General features: G+C 55.9%; 19 protein-coding genes. 6 read left to right on the plus strand and 13 right to left on the minus strand.

Going from position 1 to position 16,505, the window contains the following annotated elements; genetic code table 11:
• Window positions 1-86: 86 nt before the first annotated feature.
• The 9 genes from C7459_RS01350 to C7459_RS23065 all read right to left on the minus strand — a co-directional run bounded on the left by C7459_RS01350 (window position 87) and on the right by C7459_RS23065 (window position 8,760).
• Window positions 87-1,256 (minus strand): ROK family transcriptional regulator, encoded by a 1,170-nt coding sequence (locus C7459_RS01350; protein WP_109685490.1) that lies wholly within the window; start codon window positions 1,254-1,256, stop codon window positions 87-89.
• Between the two features lie 234 nt (window positions 1,257-1,490).
• Window positions 1,491-1,976, minus strand: coding sequence for a helix-turn-helix domain-containing protein (locus tag C7459_RS01355; protein WP_170119197.1), 486 nt, complete (start codon window positions 1,974-1,976; stop codon window positions 1,491-1,493).
• A gap of 204 nt (window positions 1,977-2,180) precedes the next feature.
• Entirely contained in the window at window positions 2,181-3,155 is a 975-nt protein-coding gene (locus tag C7459_RS01360) for an ABC transporter ATP-binding protein (protein WP_109685494.1), read from the minus strand.
• Complete coding sequence (locus C7459_RS01365) at window positions 3,148-4,137, minus strand: ABC transporter ATP-binding protein (protein ID WP_109685495.1); 990 nt, start codon at window positions 4,135-4,137, stop codon at window positions 3,148-3,150. Before C7459_RS01365 ends, C7459_RS01360 begins: the two co-directional genes overlap by 8 nt.
• A 13-nt stretch (window positions 4,138-4,150) precedes the next feature.
• Complete coding sequence (locus tag C7459_RS01370) at window positions 4,151-5,047, minus strand: ABC transporter permease subunit (protein WP_109685497.1); 897 nt, start codon at window positions 5,045-5,047, stop codon at window positions 4,151-4,153.
• Between the two features lie 14 nt (window positions 5,048-5,061).
• Entirely contained in the window at window positions 5,062-5,985 is a 924-nt protein-coding gene (gene nikB, locus C7459_RS01375; RefSeq protein WP_109685499.1) for a nickel ABC transporter permease, read from the minus strand.
• Between the two features lie 76 nt (window positions 5,986-6,061).
• Window positions 6,062-7,654, minus strand: a complete 1,593-nt coding sequence (locus C7459_RS01380) for a glutathione ABC transporter substrate-binding protein (protein WP_109685501.1) — start codon at window positions 7,652-7,654, stop codon at window positions 6,062-6,064.
• 34 nt (window positions 7,655-7,688) lie between these two features.
• Window positions 7,689-8,399 carry a gamma-glutamyl-gamma-aminobutyrate hydrolase family protein gene (locus C7459_RS01385; protein WP_109685503.1) on the minus strand — a complete coding sequence of 237 codons (711 nt, stop codon included), beginning with the start codon at window positions 8,397-8,399 and terminating at the stop codon, window positions 7,689-7,691.
• 217 nt (window positions 8,400-8,616) lie between these two features.
• Window positions 8,617-8,760 carry a hypothetical protein gene (locus tag C7459_RS23065; protein WP_170119198.1) on the minus strand — a complete coding sequence of 48 codons (144 nt, stop codon included), beginning with the start codon at window positions 8,758-8,760 and terminating at the stop codon, window positions 8,617-8,619.
• A 222-nt stretch (window positions 8,761-8,982) separates the two neighbouring features.
• Here C7459_RS23065 and C7459_RS01390 point away from each other — a divergent pair, with 222 nt between their 5' ends.
• Window positions 8,983-9,558, plus strand: coding sequence for a beta-class carbonic anhydrase (locus C7459_RS01390; RefSeq protein ID WP_109685506.1), 576 nt, complete (start codon window positions 8,983-8,985; stop codon window positions 9,556-9,558).
• A 51-nt stretch (window positions 9,559-9,609) separates the two neighbouring features.
• Here the strand turns inward: C7459_RS01390 and C7459_RS01395 are convergent, their stop codons facing one another.
• A complete protein-coding gene (locus C7459_RS01395; RefSeq protein ID WP_109685902.1) occupies window positions 9,610-9,903 on the minus strand; it encodes a hypothetical protein in 294 nt (97 codons plus the stop codon).
• 121 nt (window positions 9,904-10,024) lie between these two features.
• Here C7459_RS01395 and C7459_RS01400 point away from each other — a divergent pair, with 121 nt between their 5' ends.
• The 4 genes from C7459_RS01400 (at window position 10,025) to C7459_RS23070 (ending at window position 11,934) form a co-directional block, all read left to right on the plus strand.
• Complete coding sequence (locus C7459_RS01400) at window positions 10,025-10,786, plus strand: DUF4931 domain-containing protein (RefSeq protein WP_109685904.1); 762 nt, start codon at window positions 10,025-10,027, stop codon at window positions 10,784-10,786.
• Between the two features lie 159 nt (window positions 10,787-10,945).
• Window positions 10,946-11,170 carry a hypothetical protein gene (locus tag C7459_RS01405; RefSeq protein ID WP_109685508.1) on the plus strand — a complete coding sequence of 75 codons (225 nt, stop codon included), beginning with the start codon at window positions 10,946-10,948 and terminating at the stop codon, window positions 11,168-11,170.
• Between the two features lie 13 nt (window positions 11,171-11,183).
• Complete coding sequence (locus C7459_RS01410; protein ID WP_109685510.1) at window positions 11,184-11,729, plus strand: N-acetyltransferase; 546 nt, start codon at window positions 11,184-11,186, stop codon at window positions 11,727-11,729.
• Between the two features lie 61 nt (window positions 11,730-11,790).
• Complete coding sequence (locus tag C7459_RS23070) at window positions 11,791-11,934, plus strand: hypothetical protein (RefSeq protein ID WP_170119199.1); 144 nt, start codon at window positions 11,791-11,793, stop codon at window positions 11,932-11,934.
• Window positions 11,935-11,969: 35 nt separating this feature from the next.
• Here C7459_RS23070 and recQ read toward each other — a convergent pair whose 3' ends face one another.
• Together recQ and C7459_RS01420 are read right to left on the minus strand one after the other, a co-directional pair.
• Complete coding sequence (gene recQ / locus C7459_RS01415) at window positions 11,970-14,114, minus strand: DNA helicase RecQ (protein WP_109685513.1); 2,145 nt, start codon at window positions 14,112-14,114, stop codon at window positions 11,970-11,972.
• Between the two features lie 130 nt (window positions 14,115-14,244).
• Complete coding sequence (locus C7459_RS01420) at window positions 14,245-15,063, minus strand: undecaprenyl-diphosphate phosphatase (protein WP_109685515.1); 819 nt, start codon at window positions 15,061-15,063, stop codon at window positions 14,245-14,247.
• Between the two features lie 153 nt (window positions 15,064-15,216).
• On the opposite strand from C7459_RS01420, the gene C7459_RS01425 reads away from it, so the two are divergent.
• Window positions 15,217-15,867, plus strand: coding sequence for an NAD(P)-dependent oxidoreductase (locus tag C7459_RS01425; protein ID WP_109685517.1), 651 nt, complete (start codon window positions 15,217-15,219; stop codon window positions 15,865-15,867).
• Window positions 15,868-15,929: 62 nt separating this feature from the next.
• Here the strand turns inward: C7459_RS01425 and C7459_RS01430 are convergent, their stop codons facing one another.
• Entirely contained in the window at window positions 15,930-16,319 is a 390-nt protein-coding gene (locus tag C7459_RS01430; protein WP_109685519.1) for a VOC family protein, read from the minus strand.
• Window positions 16,320-16,505 lie beyond the last annotated feature (186 nt).

Raw genomic sequence — 16,505 nt, forward strand, 5'->3', positions numbered from 1 at the left:
TTCGTGTATGCGCTTACATCCTTTCTAAAGCAAGAGCTGTCCCAGCCCCCTGTGAACGGAACATCACCTCCTCATCTGGATCTACGTCAAAACGTAAGGGACTGCACCATCGTCTGCCAGGCGATGGTGGCCGCCCCGATCGCACCCGACAACTTCCCGAGTTCGGCGGGCTTGATCTGCACGCGGTGGACGAAGTGCGGCAACATCCGCCGCCTCGCGATCGCTTCCGCCCGCTCAAAATACAGGGTACAGCCCGTTGCCAGCTCACCTCCGAGGATGATCATCTCCGGGTTGAAAATGTTCCCCAAATTGGCCAATGCCGCTCCGAGGTACGTACCGGAGCGAAGCAGCGACTCGCGGACCCGTTTGTCGTCTGTGCGTTGGATCAGTTCCTCGAAGACCAGTTCGTTCCCGAACGGTCCAGACAATTCGCGTTCGATGGCACTTTTGGACGCCATCGACTCCAGACACCCGTGGCTGCCGCAGTTGCACAGCGGTCCGTTGAGATCGATCAGGGTATGCCCCACTTCGCCGGCGCCGTTCAATTGGCCACGATAGACCTCCCCCCCCAACACGATCCCGCCGCCGATCCCGACATCGACGATGATGTAAATCAAATTCTCCACGCCTCGGCCCGCCCCGTAGCGGCTTTCTCCGAGTGCGGCGGCGTTTGCGTCCTTCTCCAGATCACACGGCACGGAAAATTCCGCTTGGATCATGTCTCGAAACGGAACATTGCGCCAGTTTGGCATGTTCGGAGGGGAGACGATCACACCCTGTTCTCGATCGATCGGCCCCGGTGTGGAGACGCTGACCCGCGCCAACAGGTCCATCGAGAGGTTGGATTCTTCGAGCATCTCCACGACGATCTCCCGGCTCTTGCGGGCGACGAACACCGGCCCCTCCAGACTGTCCACCGCCACGATTCGCGAGTTCAACACGCGATTCTCAAAGTCGGTCAGCACACAGACCAACCGCTCCACTTGCACCTCAATTCCGGCAAAAACAAACGCGTCTGGATTGATACCATACAGCAAAGGCTTGCGACCGCCCGTCGAAACAGCCAAGCCCATTTCGCGAACGAATCCATCGTTTTGCAATTCCGTGATTAAATTCGAGACGGTGACGAAGGTCAACTGTGTTTGTGTGGCGACATCCGCCTTGGTCAACGGGGACTTTTTGAAAAGCACTTGCAAGATTTGAGACTTGTTCATCTGCTTGAGCATCACGGGGTTTCCCCCGATTTGTGCATTCACTCCATCTTCACCTCATGAGTATCGCCTATGTTATTAAAATACTTTTGATAAGTTAATTATATACTCTCGGTTTTTATTTTTAAACCCCTCTTTCAGATTTTCTTTTTTATACGAAAAACAACACCCGATGCAAGATCTGGGTGCTGCCTGCCGGTTTTACGCGGGTCCTATCTCCTGCTTATTATAAGTATTTTAAAAAGACCTGAAAAAAAGCTGACGTCTGGTGAGCAGACGTCAGCTTTTTTCAGTTTCCACTTGAGTTTGGACGAATTGCAGGACGGTGGACATCACTTGAGCTCGGGATGCGACAATCATTTTTTGCAGAATCTGGCTGATGTGGCCGTTGACGGTTTCATCGGAGATGTACAAGCGCTTGCCGATCGCTTCGACCTCATCTCCATCCATCAGGCAGAGCAGCACTTCACTTTCACGCGGGGAGAGCGCGAATTTCTCCGAGATATACGAAATCGACTGCTCCGCTCGATCTCCTGCGAGCAACCGAAACGCATAGGAGAGGATCTCATAGCGCGTCTTCATCCTGACGCGGAGTTTGAGGTTGGAGATCGTGTTTTTCGCTGTATTGTAGGCGATTCCGAGTTGGCTTGAGATCGTCCCGTTGGAGTAACCCTTCAGGATCAATTCGAGGATCTCAGACTGCCGAGGTGTCAAAGTGAATTCTTCCGCGATCGAGAGCGAGATAAAAGACAAGGAAGTGATCATGGTAAACCCTCCATCAAAATAGTCACCGTATACCCTACCTTGAGCGTACACAGAAAAGTGAGAGACGTACAGAGTCATCCTCAACATCCTTGGCAACTAGTACGTAGTACTTCTAGTATACTCGGATCGAGTGTCTTTTTTTCCGATCCACTCATAAAAAAAAAGCCGCCGAACGTACTCGGCGGTTTTTTCTTCACAAATTCGTCACGATACCTCGTAGAGGTGACACGCAACTTGGCGATCCGGTTCGATCTCTTGCAACTCCGGCCGCACCTGATGGCAATGGTCGGTCGCTTGTGGGCAACGCTGTGCAAAGGCACATCCCTTCGGCGGGTTCGCCGGTGAGGGAACATCGCCTTGGAGCAGGACCCGTTGGCGTCGTTGCGTCGGATCAGGGATCGGCACGGCGGCGAGCAAGGATTGCGTATAGGGATGGAGCGGTCGGTTGTAGAGCGTCTCCGCATCGCCAACTTCTACCATCCGTCCCAGGTACATCACACCTACGCGATCTGAGATGTGCCGGACGACGGAGAGGTCGTGCGAGATGAACACATACGTCAGCCCGAACTCGCCCTGCAAGTCTTGCAGGAGGTTGAGAATCTGCGACTGGATCGAGACATCGAGCGCGGAGACCGGCTCGTCGGCGACGATCAGTTTCGGATTCAGCACCAGCGCCCGCGCGATGCCGACGCGCTGGCGTTGTCCGCCGGAGAACTCATGCGGATAGCGACGGGCTTGTTCGGCGGAAAGTCCACAGGCGGTGAGGATCTGACTCACACGCCTGTCCACCTCCGCTCGGTCGGTGATGCCGTGTGCGCGCAACGGTTCAGCGAGGATGTCCGCGACGGTCATGCGCGGGTTCAGGGAGGCATAGGGGTCTTGGAACACCATCTGGATCTCCCGGCGCTTCTGCCGCATCTCCTCGCGCCCCAGCTTGGCCAAGTCCACGCCGTCAAAAACAACCTGACCCTCCGTCGGCTCCAACAGCCGCAACAGCGTGCGCCCGGTGGTCGACTTCCCACAACCCGACTCCCCGACGATGCCAAAGGTCTCGCCTCGACGAACGGAGAAGGACACATCGTCGACCGCTTTGACATGACCGGTCACGCGGTGGAGGAGGCCGCCGCGGAGTTCGAAGTATTTTTTCAAATGACGCACGTCGAGCAGTACATCAGACACGCGCCTCCCCTCCTTCCTGTGCCAGCCAGCAACGGGCTTTATGCTGCTCCGTCACCTGTACCAATGCGGGGTTCTGCTGGTGGCACTTCGCGATCGCCACCGGACAGCGCGGGGCGAATCGACAGCCGTTTGGCATCTCGGTGAGCGAGGGCACACTTCCGGCGATCGACGGCAGGCGGTCTGCTTTGCGGTCAGCATGTGGGATCGAGTTCAGCAGCCCCACGGTGTACGGATGCTTGGGTTCTGCAAAAAGCGCTTCCGCACTCGCCTCTTCCACCACCTGCCCGGCATACATCACCAACACGCGGTCGCACATCTCGGCCACGACCCCTAGATCGTGTGTGATCAGCAGGATCGAAGTCCCCGTCTCCCGCTTTAAGCGATCCATCAAGTCGAGGATCTGCGCTTGGATCGTCACGTCAAGTGCTGTCGTCGGCTCGTCCGCGATCAGCAACTGCGGTTCGCAGACCAGCGCCATCGCGATCATCACGCGTTGGCGCATGCCGCCGCTCAACTGATGCGGATAGTCCTTGGCGATCTGCTCAGGGCGCGGGATGCCGACTTTTTTCAAAATTTCAATCGTCAGGGCGCGGGCTTCGCGCTTGCTGACGCTTTTGTGCAGGAGGATCGCTTCGTCGATCTGCCGCCCGATCGTGAAGACCGGGTTCAGCGACGTCATCGGTTCTTGGAAGATCATCGAGATCGCGTTGCCACGCACGTCGCGCATCTCGCGTTCACTCAACTCCAACAGGTTGCGTCCGTTCAACTCGATGCGACCGCCGGAGATGCGCCCCGGCGGATTGGGCAGCAAGCGCATGAGCGAGAGCGACGTGACCGACTTGCCACAGCCCGACTCGCCGACGATGCCGAGCGTCTCGCCTTGTTGCAAGGCAAATGACACGCCCGCCACCGCCGTGACGGTGCCGCTCTCCGTCTTGAAGGAGATCTCTAGTTCTGATACGTTCAACAAATTCTGTGTCATGCTCTACCCTCCCTCAATCGGTCAGCTTGCGGTCGAGCGCGTCGCGCAACGCATCGCCGAGCAAATTAAATCCGAGACAGGTGACCAGAATCGCCAACCCCGGAAACATCGCCACATGCGGTGCCGTCGTCAGGTAATCGCGACCGCTGGACAGCATCGCCCCCCACTCTGGCGTCGGCGGTTGCGCACCCATGCCGAGAAACGACAGCGAGGCGGCGATCAGAATCGCAGAACCGATCCGCATCGTCAGGTACACCAGCACGACCGAGATCGTGCCCGGGAACAGATGCCGCCAGATGATCTCGCGGTCGCGCAATCCCGTCGCGCGGGCCGCTTCGATGTAGGTTTTGTTTTTCAAGGCCAACGTCTCCCCGCGCACGATGCGGATGAAGATCGGCACCGAGAACACCGCCACCGCGATCACGACGTTCGGCAGGCCCGGACCTAGTATGGCAATGATTGCGATGGCGAGCAGGATGCCGGGAAAGGCAAACAGCACATCACACGCCCGCATCACCAACCCGTCATACTTGCCGCCGTAATACCCGGCTGTCAATCCGAAAAACATCCCGATCAACGCCCCGCCGAACACGGAGCACAAGCCCACCGCCAGCGAGATCCGCGTCCCGTTCAAGACGCGGGAGAAGATATCCCGTCCAAAATCATCCGTCCCGAACCAATGCTTCGCGGACGGAACCTCCATCACTGCGTCGTAATCCGGCTCCGTCGGGTCAAAAGGTGAGATCGCTGGGCCAATCGCCATCAGCAACAGCAACAACGCGACGACGCCCAGCGCTACCATCCCGAGACGCTGGCGTCGGAATCTTCGAATGAACCGACGCCACGGGGAGTCGACCGAGGCTTTTTTCGAAACACTTGCCGTCCCCACGGGGACTTGAGTCTGTGACATGTCGTCTCCCCCTCTCATCGATCCAGTCTAATCTGCGGGTTGAGCACCGCGTACAACACATCGACCACCATGTTGATCACCATAAATTCGAGGGCGAACAGCAACATCTCCGCCTGAATCACCGGATAATCTCGGAAGTTGACCGCATCGATCAGCAAGCGACCCATGCCCGGCCATGTAAAGACCGCTTCGACCACAACAGACCCGCCGAGCAGGAACCCGAACTGCAGGCCGGTCATCGTGACCACCGGGATCAGCGCGTTGCGCAAGGCATGCGACCAGACCACGACTCGCTCCCGTGCTCCCTTCGCCCGCGCCGTGCGCACGTAGTCCTCGCGCAACGTCTCCAGCAGCGAGTTTCGCGTGAACCGTGCAATCACCGCCGCCACGCCAGAACCCAGCGTGATCGCGGGCAGGATCACATACTTGAATCCGCCGCTTCCGCCAGACGGCAACCAACCGAGCTGCACGGCGAACAGTTCAATCAACAGCAACCCGAGCCAAAACGACGGCATCGAGATCCCGGTCACCGAGCCGAACATCGCGAGGTTGTCCGCCCACTTGCCACGCCGTGTCGCGGCGACGACACCGAGCGCCAGACCGGCGACGATCGCCCAGATCATCGACCAAAACGCCAATTCCAGCGTCGGCCAGAACCGTTCCGAGATCATCGCGAACACCGGCTGGTGCGTGCGATACGACATGCCAAAATCGCCCTGAATCGCTCGCGAGAAAAACAGCCAGAACTGCTTCCAGATCGGGAGGTCGAGCCCCAGCGATTGCCGGACGTTCTCCACATCCTGCAAGGATGCTTCCGTTCCGGCGATCAAGCGCGCGGGATCACCCGGAATCAAGTGCAAGAACATGAAGATCACGACCGCCACCACCAGCAAGATCGGCACCATTCCCACCAACCGCCTGCCTATGTAGACGAGCACATCCACCCCTCCTTTTGTGAGAAAAAAGGTCCAAGTGCCATGCACCTTGGACCTCTTTTTTCAAACTCAACTGTGCTTACTTGATCTCTGCGTGCGTCAGATCGAGCGCACCGTCGGGGAGGACGAACGCTCCTTCGACGTTTTTGCGTTTGCCAGCGAGGTTGTCCGAAACGTAGAGGAACAGCCACGGTGCATCCTCCATGATCTGCTTCTGTGCGTCTGCGTAGGCTTGCAGACGGACGTTTTTGTCAGAGGCGGACAAGCCTTTGGCGATCGCTTGCTCGACGGTGTCGTTGACATAGTACCCGACGTTAAAGCCCGCCGGCGGGAACAGGTCCTTGGTCAGCAGCGGACGCAGGCCCCAGTCAGCCTCACCTGTCGACGGCGACCAGCCACCGGAGTAGGCCATCATCTTCGACTCTTCCGGTTTGACGTACATCTGGTTCGTGAGCGTGCCCGACTCCATCTGTTGCACGTTGGCGGTGACACCGATCAGCTTCCATTGCTGCTGGATGAACTCCGCGACTTTGACCGATTCGGACTGGTTGGCCGTCCAGATCGTGGTTTCGAATCCGTTGGTGAGGCCCGCATCGGCGAGGAGCTTTTTCGCTTTTTCCGGGTCGTATTTGTAGGTCGCTTGTTCTTGGTAGCCCCAGACGTTCGGCGCGATCGCGGACTTCGCTTCTTGGGCGTATCCTTTGGCGACGACTTTGATCAGCGCTTCCTTGTTGACCGCGTAGTTCAGCGCTTGGCGAACGCGCTTGTCGTCAAATGGCTTTTTGGTCGTGTTGAACGCGATGTAGCGCTCGACGATCGACGAAGATTTGTCGAGGACGATGTTTTTGTCATCCTTGACAGCATCCGCTTGGTCAGACGGGTACGGGTAGACGTATTGTGCATCGCCCGCTTTGAGCATCGAGACGCGCGAGGAGGCTTCGGTGACCGGTTTGAAATTGATCGTCTCCAGCTTGGCGACGTTGTTTTTGTCATGGTAGTCCGCGAATTTTTTGACGATCAGGTGGTCAGCGTCCTTCCATTCCACGAATTGGAACGGGCCGGTGCCGACTGGATTGCGCTGAACGTCCTTGCCAAAGTCTTTGATCGCTTTTGGCGAGATCATCATCGCCGCCGGATGGGCGAAAGTTTCCACGATCGCGGCAAACGGTTTGTTCAGCACGATCTTGACGGTGTTCGGATCGACGACGACCGTGTGATCGACGACGGCGAACAGCGAGGCACGCTTGAGTTTGTTGTTCGGGTCGGTGACGCGGTCGAGATTGGCTTTGACAGCTTCGGCGTTAAAATCGGTGCCGTCTTGGAACTTGATGCCTTGCTTGAGTTTGAACGTCACTTCCTTGGCATCGCTGGAGAGCGTCGGCAGCGATTCGGCCAGCACCGGGATGACTTTCATGTCTTTGTCAAAACCGAGCAAGCCTTCGTACATGGTTTTCATGATCGAGAAGGACAGCGTGTCCTGCGCATCCTGCGGGTCCATCGTCGTCGGGTTCGCCGCTTGTGCGACGGTGAGGTCCATGCTTTTTTTCTCTGTGGTCGTGCTGGTCGTGCTGCTGGTGCTCGACTCGGTCGTTTTGGTCGAGCATCCGGCGAGTACGACGCTTGCTGCGAGCAGGCTGGTGAGTGCGAGTTTGACGGTTTGTTTGGAAGTCATGAGTGGTGGTTCCCCCTTTTTCGATCTGGCAAGGTTAGCGACGGCATTGGTCCACGAAGTCTTGGAACAGCTTGAGCATGTTGTCATCGCTGTCCCACATCGATTCCGGGTGCCATTGCACACCGAGCGTGTACGTGGAATTCGGGTCCTCGATCGCCTCGATCACACCGTCGGAAGCCTTGGCCGAGACGACAAGCCCTGGGGCTAGGTCGCGGACCGCTTGGTGGTGGAACGAGTTGACGCGGACTTTGTCGTGGCCAAAGACGCGGTGCAGGCGCGAGTTCGGTTCGACGTGGATGAAGTGCGAGTCCACGCCGCGTGCGGCTTTTTGTAGATGTTGCAACGCATGTGGAAGTTCGCTCGGCAGGTCTTGGTAGAGCGTGCCGCCGAGGGCGACGTTCAGCACTTGCGCACCGCGACAGATCGCCAGCAACGGCTTGTCCAACTGATGCACATAGCGTGCCGCCTCCACTTCAACGCGATCGCGATGCGGCAGGATCGGCCCCAGTTGGGGATGCGGTTCGGCTCCGTAGTGTTGCGGGTCGACGTCCTCGCCCCCGGTAAAAATCACCCCATCGCAGAAATCCAGATAGCGTTGAAACAATTCTGGCTCCGTCAGCGGCAAAACCAACGGCAACCCTCCGCACTTCTCGATGCCACGGTAGTAGTCCTGATGGACATAAACACCCTCGCTCAATTCGCTGAGTTTGACGAGTGTGCTCGTCAACCCGATAATCGGTCTCATGTTTTCACCTCTTCTACTTTATAAAAATTACAACGGGATAAATTAAATGTAGTTTGTATATTGTTTCGCGATCATTATATCTTTTCCTGCTAGGAAAAAAAAGCCCTCCCCCGCAGGAAGCGGAGGAGGGCGTAGGCGATTTTCACCTGAGGTCTTCGTTGTACAAAAAAGTCCCTGCACGGTGGAGCTGCACAGGGACTTTGGTCGATCGTATGGATTAGATCAGGTTTTTCACGACAGCCAGCGTGCCAAGTGCAAGCAGGACAATCAGAACCGGGTAGATCACAACATCCATCAGCGAATTGCTCACCGGTTGGTTGTTGTCAAACTTGTGGTTCGGGTTCATCGGAACATGTGCCATTCCTGTGCGCCCCCTCTCTTCAATAGCTCTCTATGCTAGATTGTAAGGGAATCCCCTGATAAGAGCAAGGGAATTCCCCGAGGGGGCGGTAGGGAAAATTCGTAAAAAAGGCACGTCGCCATCCAAACTTTCGACTTGCTTATGGTACAATAAGGTCGATACGACCACGACAACACCCAAAGACCAACAGAATACCTTAGAGTGAGGGAGTGGAGCTACAGGATGCGTATTATGAATGAGATTCTCGAGTTCAACAAAGATTTCGTGGAACACAAGGAGTACGAAAAGTACAAGACCACAAAATTCCCAGACAAGCGGCTCGTGATCCTCTCCTGCATGGACACACGGCTCAGCGACATGTTGCAACGTGCGCTGAACCTCCGCAACGGCGATGCCAAGATCATCAAAAATGCCGGTGGCATGCTCACCCATCCATTTGGTGGGATCATGCGCTCGATCATCGTGGCGATCTATGAACTGAACGCCAACGAGGTCTGCATCATCGGACACCACGGGTGCGGCATGGGCAGTATCAACCCGGTCAACACCATTGAGAAAATGAAAGCAAACGGCGTCCAAAGGGAAGTGCTCTCCACGTTGGAATACTCTGGCGTCGACCTCGAACGCTGGCTGCACGGCTTTGACAACGTCGAAGAATCGGTGCGCGGCTCCGTCGATATCGTTCGCAATCACCCGCTGATTCCCAAAAACATCCCAGTCCACGGCCTCGTCATCGACCCGGAAACGGGCAAGCTTGACTTGGTGGTCGACGGGTATCAAGCCCTTGAGCAAGCCTAATCAAAAGCAGACCTCCTACGCGGAGGTCTGCTTTTTTTATAACCGCTTTTGTTAGAGCAGCTCGTGCGCCCACCTGAGAAACACCGGCAGAGCGGTCTCCACATCTGGATGGACCTCCTCCTGCTCGGTGGTAAACGCCGGGAACTCCGTGATGCGGTTGCGGCGGATGCGAACGCCAGCGTCCTCGATCTTGATCTCCAGAAAGCACTGCACGGGGTCGTCCTCGCCGGCGCTGTTTTCCAGAAACTCATAGGTGCGCACCCAGTCCAAGACGCGGACTTCGTTCGGGCGCAAGTGAATCACTTGGTCGAGCGACATGATCGTTTCGTTACCGTAGTAATGCAAGGAACTCATGAGGGGTCGGTTCTCCTTTGTCGATGTGATCCGTGCTCTGTTCACTTCTGATTATGCTATGATAGTAGGGATAAAGTCTATCAATTCTGCTGACGGAAAGGTGACGTGTATGATCCACCAAACGCATCTGCAATTCGACGCGCATCTCAGTCGACAAAAGCCGGAAAGCATTCGCAACCGCGCCACAGCTTGCCCGTTCTGCGTCCGTGACAGTTTGGAAGACATTCTGGCAGAGCAAGGCACGATCGTGCTGTTGAAAAATAAATTCCCTGTGTTGCAAGATACCTTTCAGACGGTGCTGATCGAGACCGATCAATGCGAATCCGATCTGTGGGAGTATGACCGAGATCATCTGCTCGCCCTGATTCGCTTCGGTGTGGAACAGTGGATGGCGATGGAGGCGAGCGGAGCGTATCGCTCGGTGATTTTTTACAAAAACCACGGGCCGCTCTCCGGCGGTTCGCTGCGCCACCCGCACATGCAGATCGTCGGGTTGAAGCATATGGACTACCGGGCGACGGTGACCTTGGATCAGTTTGAGGGCGCGGTGATCGACGCCAAGCCTGGCGTAGAGCTGAACATCTCCACGAAGCCGCGGGTTGGTTTCTTTGAGTGGAATGTGATCCTGCGCGACCGGGAGCAGCTCGACGCATGGGCGGTGTACATCCAGCTCACGGTGGACTATATGATGAACCATTTTAACAAAAACTGTACCAGCTACAACCTGTTTTTCTACGAGTTGGACGGGGCGCTGTATGCCAAGATCGTGCCGCGATTCCCGACTTCCCCACTCTACGTCGGGTACGGTCTCCCGCAGGTTCCGCAGAATTTGGGCGATCATGTGCAGGCGATGCAGGAGCGGTATTTTGGATAAGAAAGTGAGCAGGTCTGCGGACCTGATTTTTTCTAATTCACTTTTTAAATAGAGACCTATTCCTGTCCATTAACAAATCAATATGCTATACTTATTCTAGGAACTATTCCATTCTCCACTTGGGCTAGTTTCTAGTCACATGAAGGAGATGATCGAACGATGTCGATGAAACCTCTTTCGTACAACCCTTCTGATGTTTTCGTTCCTTCGAAGGTAACAGGTGAACTTGCTAAGTTTTTCATTGATGACCTTGCCGAACCGGCAACCCGTGAAGCGGAAGTCATTCGCGAAATTTTGAAAAAGCGCGCTCAGAGAAATGAACAGATCACACGCACTACTGCATGGGCTACTTTTTCGGAAGTTGCGGCGAGTCGTGAGGATTGAGGCGACAGATCGGATGCGTACATTCAATGATTTTGATTGGGAAGTCTTGGACCGTCGTAAACACGATGTCCAAGACTTTTCTTCTGGTTTCTCCGTTTTTGATGAACATATTCGTATTGACGCGATTCTTCAACAGTCGAACGGACTCTCCCAAACGAGGGTTTTCACGAACGGCAAGCACATCCTCGCATACTACACCGCGAAATGCACCAAACTGCAAATTGACGATACCGAACAATCTGGAATCGGCTCCAAGGAAAAAACAGTACCTGCGATTGAGATTCCGATGCTTGCCGTGGATCAGCGTCTCCACCGACAAGGGATTGGCGAAGAACTTCTTCAAGAGATCTTGTATCAGAGCGTAACGATCTCTCAATTGGTCGGTTGCCGCTATCTGTTCTTACGAGCCATCAAATTGGAGTGGTTGATCCGTTGGTATAAAGATTTCGGATTCAAGGAAATCCCGTTCGAAGTGATCGATGAGTTTACGCAGCCGATGTCTTTTAAGTTACCGACTGTTCAAGAGTTGTCTGAAGAAGAGTTTGAATCTTTGTTCTAGAGTAGGTTCTTTCTGACCAGAATGATCGTAGGCTAGATCAGATCGGTCATCAGGAGGACATATGAAAAAACCCTCAGAACCTAAGTATGTTGCAACAGGTGCACTGGCAAAAAAAATTCTACAAGACTTACAAACGCCCGCCTCTGAAAAAGAGCTCAGGGCTGTGCGCAAGGCGATTGCTTCAAGAAAAGAACGCAGAACATAAGAAAGAGGAGGGTCAGCCGACCCTCCTCTTTCTTCTTACATACTGCGTTTACAAATGACCGCCTTGATCGCGAAGTAATCGACTTCCTCGGGGAGGGCGTCCTTCAGCGGGCGGAGTTTCTCGGCACCGTGTTCTTCGATCGCGGCGTGGATCAGCGGTTCGTGCTCAGGGGCGACGATGCGCGCCCAGTCGAGCGGATGCCCTTCGACGGCGGCGCGGATGATGTGGTCTTGGACGGTCTGCGCCTTGAGACTGCGCTCCGTGCAGATGTCTTCGAAGGTGCGCCCCGCTTGGAAGAGTTCGTAGGAGAGAAAGTAACTCGGGGTCTCATCAGAAGCCACCGATGCGCTCGATCGCCCCCCGTCCGCTCCGGTTGTGGAGGTCGACACCGCTCGCGGCTGGAGACCCTTTTCCCGCGCATAGGTGCGCAGGAGTTCGAGGAAGAGTTCGCCGTAGCGCGTGAACTTCGCTTCCCCCACCCCCTTGATGCGGAGCAGTTGGTCCTCCTCTGTCGGACAAGTATCCGCCATCTCGCGCAGGGTGCTGTCGGCAAAGATGATGTACGGCGGCACTTTCTCATGCTGCGAGATCTCCTTGCGCAGGTTGCGCAGGCGCTCGAACAGGTTGTCGTCGCGCTCGTAGGAGGTCTCGGAGCGCGGGGTGACGCGTTGGAAGACTTGCTCCTGTCCTTGTAGGACGGCGAGTGCCTTCGCTTCCAGTCGCACCACGGGGAATTGTCCGTCGCTCAACGCCAGATAGCCCTCGGCGGTCAGGACGTGGATGATGTCAGCGATCTCCTTCTCCTTGTACTGCTTCATCAAGCCGTAGGTCGGGAGTTCGTCGAAGCCGAACTGTTTGACTTTTTTGTTCGCAGAGCCCTTCAAAACTTGGGCGACCAGCGAGGCCCCGAAGCGTTCGCGCATGCGGCGGATGCAGGAGAAAATCATCTGCGCCTCGCGCGTCATGTCGCGCAGTTCGCGCTCGTCCTTGCAGTTTGAACAGATGCCGCACGGCTCGGGAATCTGGTCCTCGAAGTACTCGAGGATGGCATTGCGCAGGCATTGGGCGGTGTGGCAGAAGTCGACCATGCCTTGGAGCTTTTTGTACTCGCCTGCCTTGCGCTCCGGGGCGGTGTTGCCCTGCTCGATCAGGAATTTCTGCAATTGGACGTCCTGCGCATGATAGAGCAGGATGCACTCCGAAGGCTCGCCGTCACGCCCGGCGCGTCCGGCCTCTTGGTAGTAGGACTCCATGTTTTTCGGCATGTTGACGTGCAGAACGTAACGGACGTTCGACTTGTCGATCCCCATGCCAAATGCGTTGGTCGCGACCATGATCCGCACATCGTCGTAGAGGAATTGCTCTTGCCAGCGCGTTTTTTCCTCATCGGTCAGTCCGGCGTGGTACTTGCCGACCGTGAAGCCTTGGCCGCACAGCAGATCGTGGAGTTGGTCGACTTCCTTGCGCGTGGCGGCGTAGATCACGCCCGACTGGTCGCGGTTGCGGCGCAGGTAATCCAGCGTGAAGTCGCGCTTGTTCTCCCCGCGCAGAATCGCAAAGCGCAAGTTCTCGCGGTTAAACCCGGTGACGTAGGTGCTTTCCGGCGCGATCTGCAGCAGTCGGGTGATGTCACGGGTGACCTCTGGTGTTGCCGTCGCCGTGAACGCGGTGACGAGCGGGCGTTCCGGGAGCAGGTTGAGAATCTGCGGGACGGCGAGATAGCTCGGGCGGAAGTCGTGACCCCATTGCGAGATGCAGTGCGCCTCGTCGATCGCGAGCATCGAGACGGGCAACGTCTGCACAGCAGAGCGGAAGCGTTCGGTGTCGAGGCGCTCCGGCGCGATGTAGAGCAGTTTGTAGGCTCCTTGGTGTGCGGCGCGCAGGGTGTCATCTGCTTCTGCTTGGGAGAGAGAGGAATTGATGAAGGCTGCGGGGATTCCGATGCTGTGCAGCGCATCGACTTGGTCCTTCATGAGGGAGATCAGCGGGGAGATGACCAGTGTGATGCCAGGGAGACACATCGCGGGGATCTGGTAACAGATCGACTTCCCGCCGCCGGTCGGCATGATGCCGAGGGTGTCGTGGCCGGAGAGGATGCTTTGGATGATCGATTCTTGGCCTTTGCGAAACGAATCGTAGCCGTAGTATTTCTTGAGTAACTGCGTTGCATGGGAAAGCAACAGAAACACCTCGCTTTGTTGGTTTTATTCTATGACTTTTTTAAGAAGGATGCTAGAGTGAAGTTATGACAACCGGCTTTTTTCCATAAAAAAAATCCCTCCACAGTCAGTTGTGGAGGGACAGACCCTGCTATCTCAAGATGAAAAACCAGAACACCGCCGCCAGTACAAATCGGTAGTACGCAAATGGCGAGAGTTTGACTTTGTTCAGCAACTTCAAGAACGAGACCACCGCGACCCACGCCACGACGAACGCGACGAAGAATCCGACAGCGAAGTACCCGATGTCGTCCATCGACAACACCTTGTACGATTTGTACAGCGAGTAGGCGCTCGCCATCACCATGATCGGCACCGCCATCAGGAACGAGAAGTCGGCCGCCGCTTTGTGCGAGGCCCCGGTCAGCAACCCGCCGGCGATCGTGGAACCCGAGCGCGAGAAGCCCGGCCACAGCGAGAGCATCTGGAACAGACCGATTTTCAGCGCTTGTCCGTAGGACAGGTCATCGACCGTGTCGGCCGTGACGCGCGGTTGGCGCTTTTCCGCATAGATCATCAGCAACCCGCCTGCCACTAGCGCCGCCACGACGGTGCCCGCTGAGAACAGGTATTCCTTGATGAAGTCATGGATGACAAATCCGATCCCCATCGCCGGGACGATGCCGAGGAAGATGTGTACGAGATTCAGTTTGCGCGTCTGCTGACTGCGCGCATTCTTGAGCTTTTTCAACTCGTCTAGATTGAACAGGCCGATCAACCGACTCCAATAGAGGATCACGATCGCGAGAATCGCCCCGAGCTGGATCACAACTTCGAAGGTCTCCGCTTTCTCCCCTGTGAAATTCATCAGATCGCCTGCCAAAATCATATGACCCGTTGAAGAGACTGGTAAAAACTCAGTCAATCCTTCGATGATGCCCTCAATCACTGAAACCACATAATGATCCATCTGTGAGCCTCCAAGTTCAAATCTATGACCCCCTCAATTATAACGAGTCTCGTGTCGGTCGTCACCCGCTACGAAAAGTTTAGGCGTTTGAGTTGCCGGAATTGCTCATTTACGCAATCATAAGGTACGAGAAACCGAAAGGAGCGTGCCTGTATGAAACTGCTGCTGTTGGGCGCTACCGGGCGCGTAGGACGGGAACTGCTCCGATTGGCGCTGGCGGATGGGCATGATGTAGTCGCGCTCGTGCGTTCGTTGGAAAAAATGGAGTCGGTATGCCGCGAACTGGAACGCGATGCTCGAAGCAACGCCTCGCTCACGATCCGCCAAGGCGATGCCCGTTCTCGCGAGGACGTCGGGCGCGCCTTGCTCGGTGTGGACGCCGTGCTCTGTTCGCTGAACACAGACGGTGGAACCGCCCTCTCCGCGAGCATGACCGTGATCGTGGACGCGATGCAAGAACTCGGGGTGCGACGGATCGTGACGGTCGGCACCGCAGGGATCTTGCAGAGCCGCCTCGAACCGCATCTCCTCCGCTACCGTTCCAGCGAAACGCGCCGCACCTCGACCGCCGCCGCTGAAGATCATGAACGCACCTACCATCTGCTGGCTGCATCCAGCCTCGATTGGACGCTCGTCTGCCCCACCTACCTCCCCGAAGGCCCCGCCACCGGACAGTACCGCGTCGAACGCGAAGTACTGCCAGAAGGCGGTTCGCGGATTACGACGGGCGATACGGCCGAATTTACCTACCGACAACTCACTCGCGACGACTTCTCCAAGTGCCGCGTCGGAATCGCTGAGTAGCAAAAAAAGACCGTACAGGCCCACGCCTGACGGTCTTTTCTATATGTACGAAATGTACGAACTTATTGTTGCGGCGGTTGAACGAGCATGAAATCATTGCCGTAGAGGTCTTTGAAACCCGCTTGCGTGCCCCACATCTGATCTTCCGGTTCGAGGGTGATCTCAACGCCCTTGGCGCGCAGGTCTTCGATGTCCTTGCGTGCATCGGTGGAGTGGAAAACCCAACCGATGATTTCGCCAGTGGTTTGCAGACGAGCGTCATGCGTGCCTTGCGAGGTGGGGAAGAGATTGAATTCGAGTTTTTGGCCTGGGAGACCCATCGTTACCCAACGCTGGCCTTCAGCGAACTCGAAGTTATCCCTCAGTTCAAATCCGAGCTTGTCCTGATACCATTGGATCGCTTCTTCGTAGTCCTTGACCAAGATCTTCGCGTGTGTCAGTTCTGTAATCACGAATAAAACCCCCTTTTACGTTTTGATAAGACAGGTAAAGTATACCATGCTCAACTGTGTAATCACAACGCGGGGAGTCTGTTAAGTTTCACTACGAATTCTTTTTACATATTAATCTAGCAAATCAGAAAAAATTCGAACTCGTGAGTCTATTTCGCGTACTGTTTGTCAACGTAGAAATTCGAC

Source organism: Tumebacillus permanentifrigoris (genome assembly GCF_003148565.1).
GTDB classification, from domain to species: Bacteria; Bacillota; Bacilli; order Tumebacillales; family Tumebacillaceae; genus Tumebacillus; species Tumebacillus permanentifrigoris.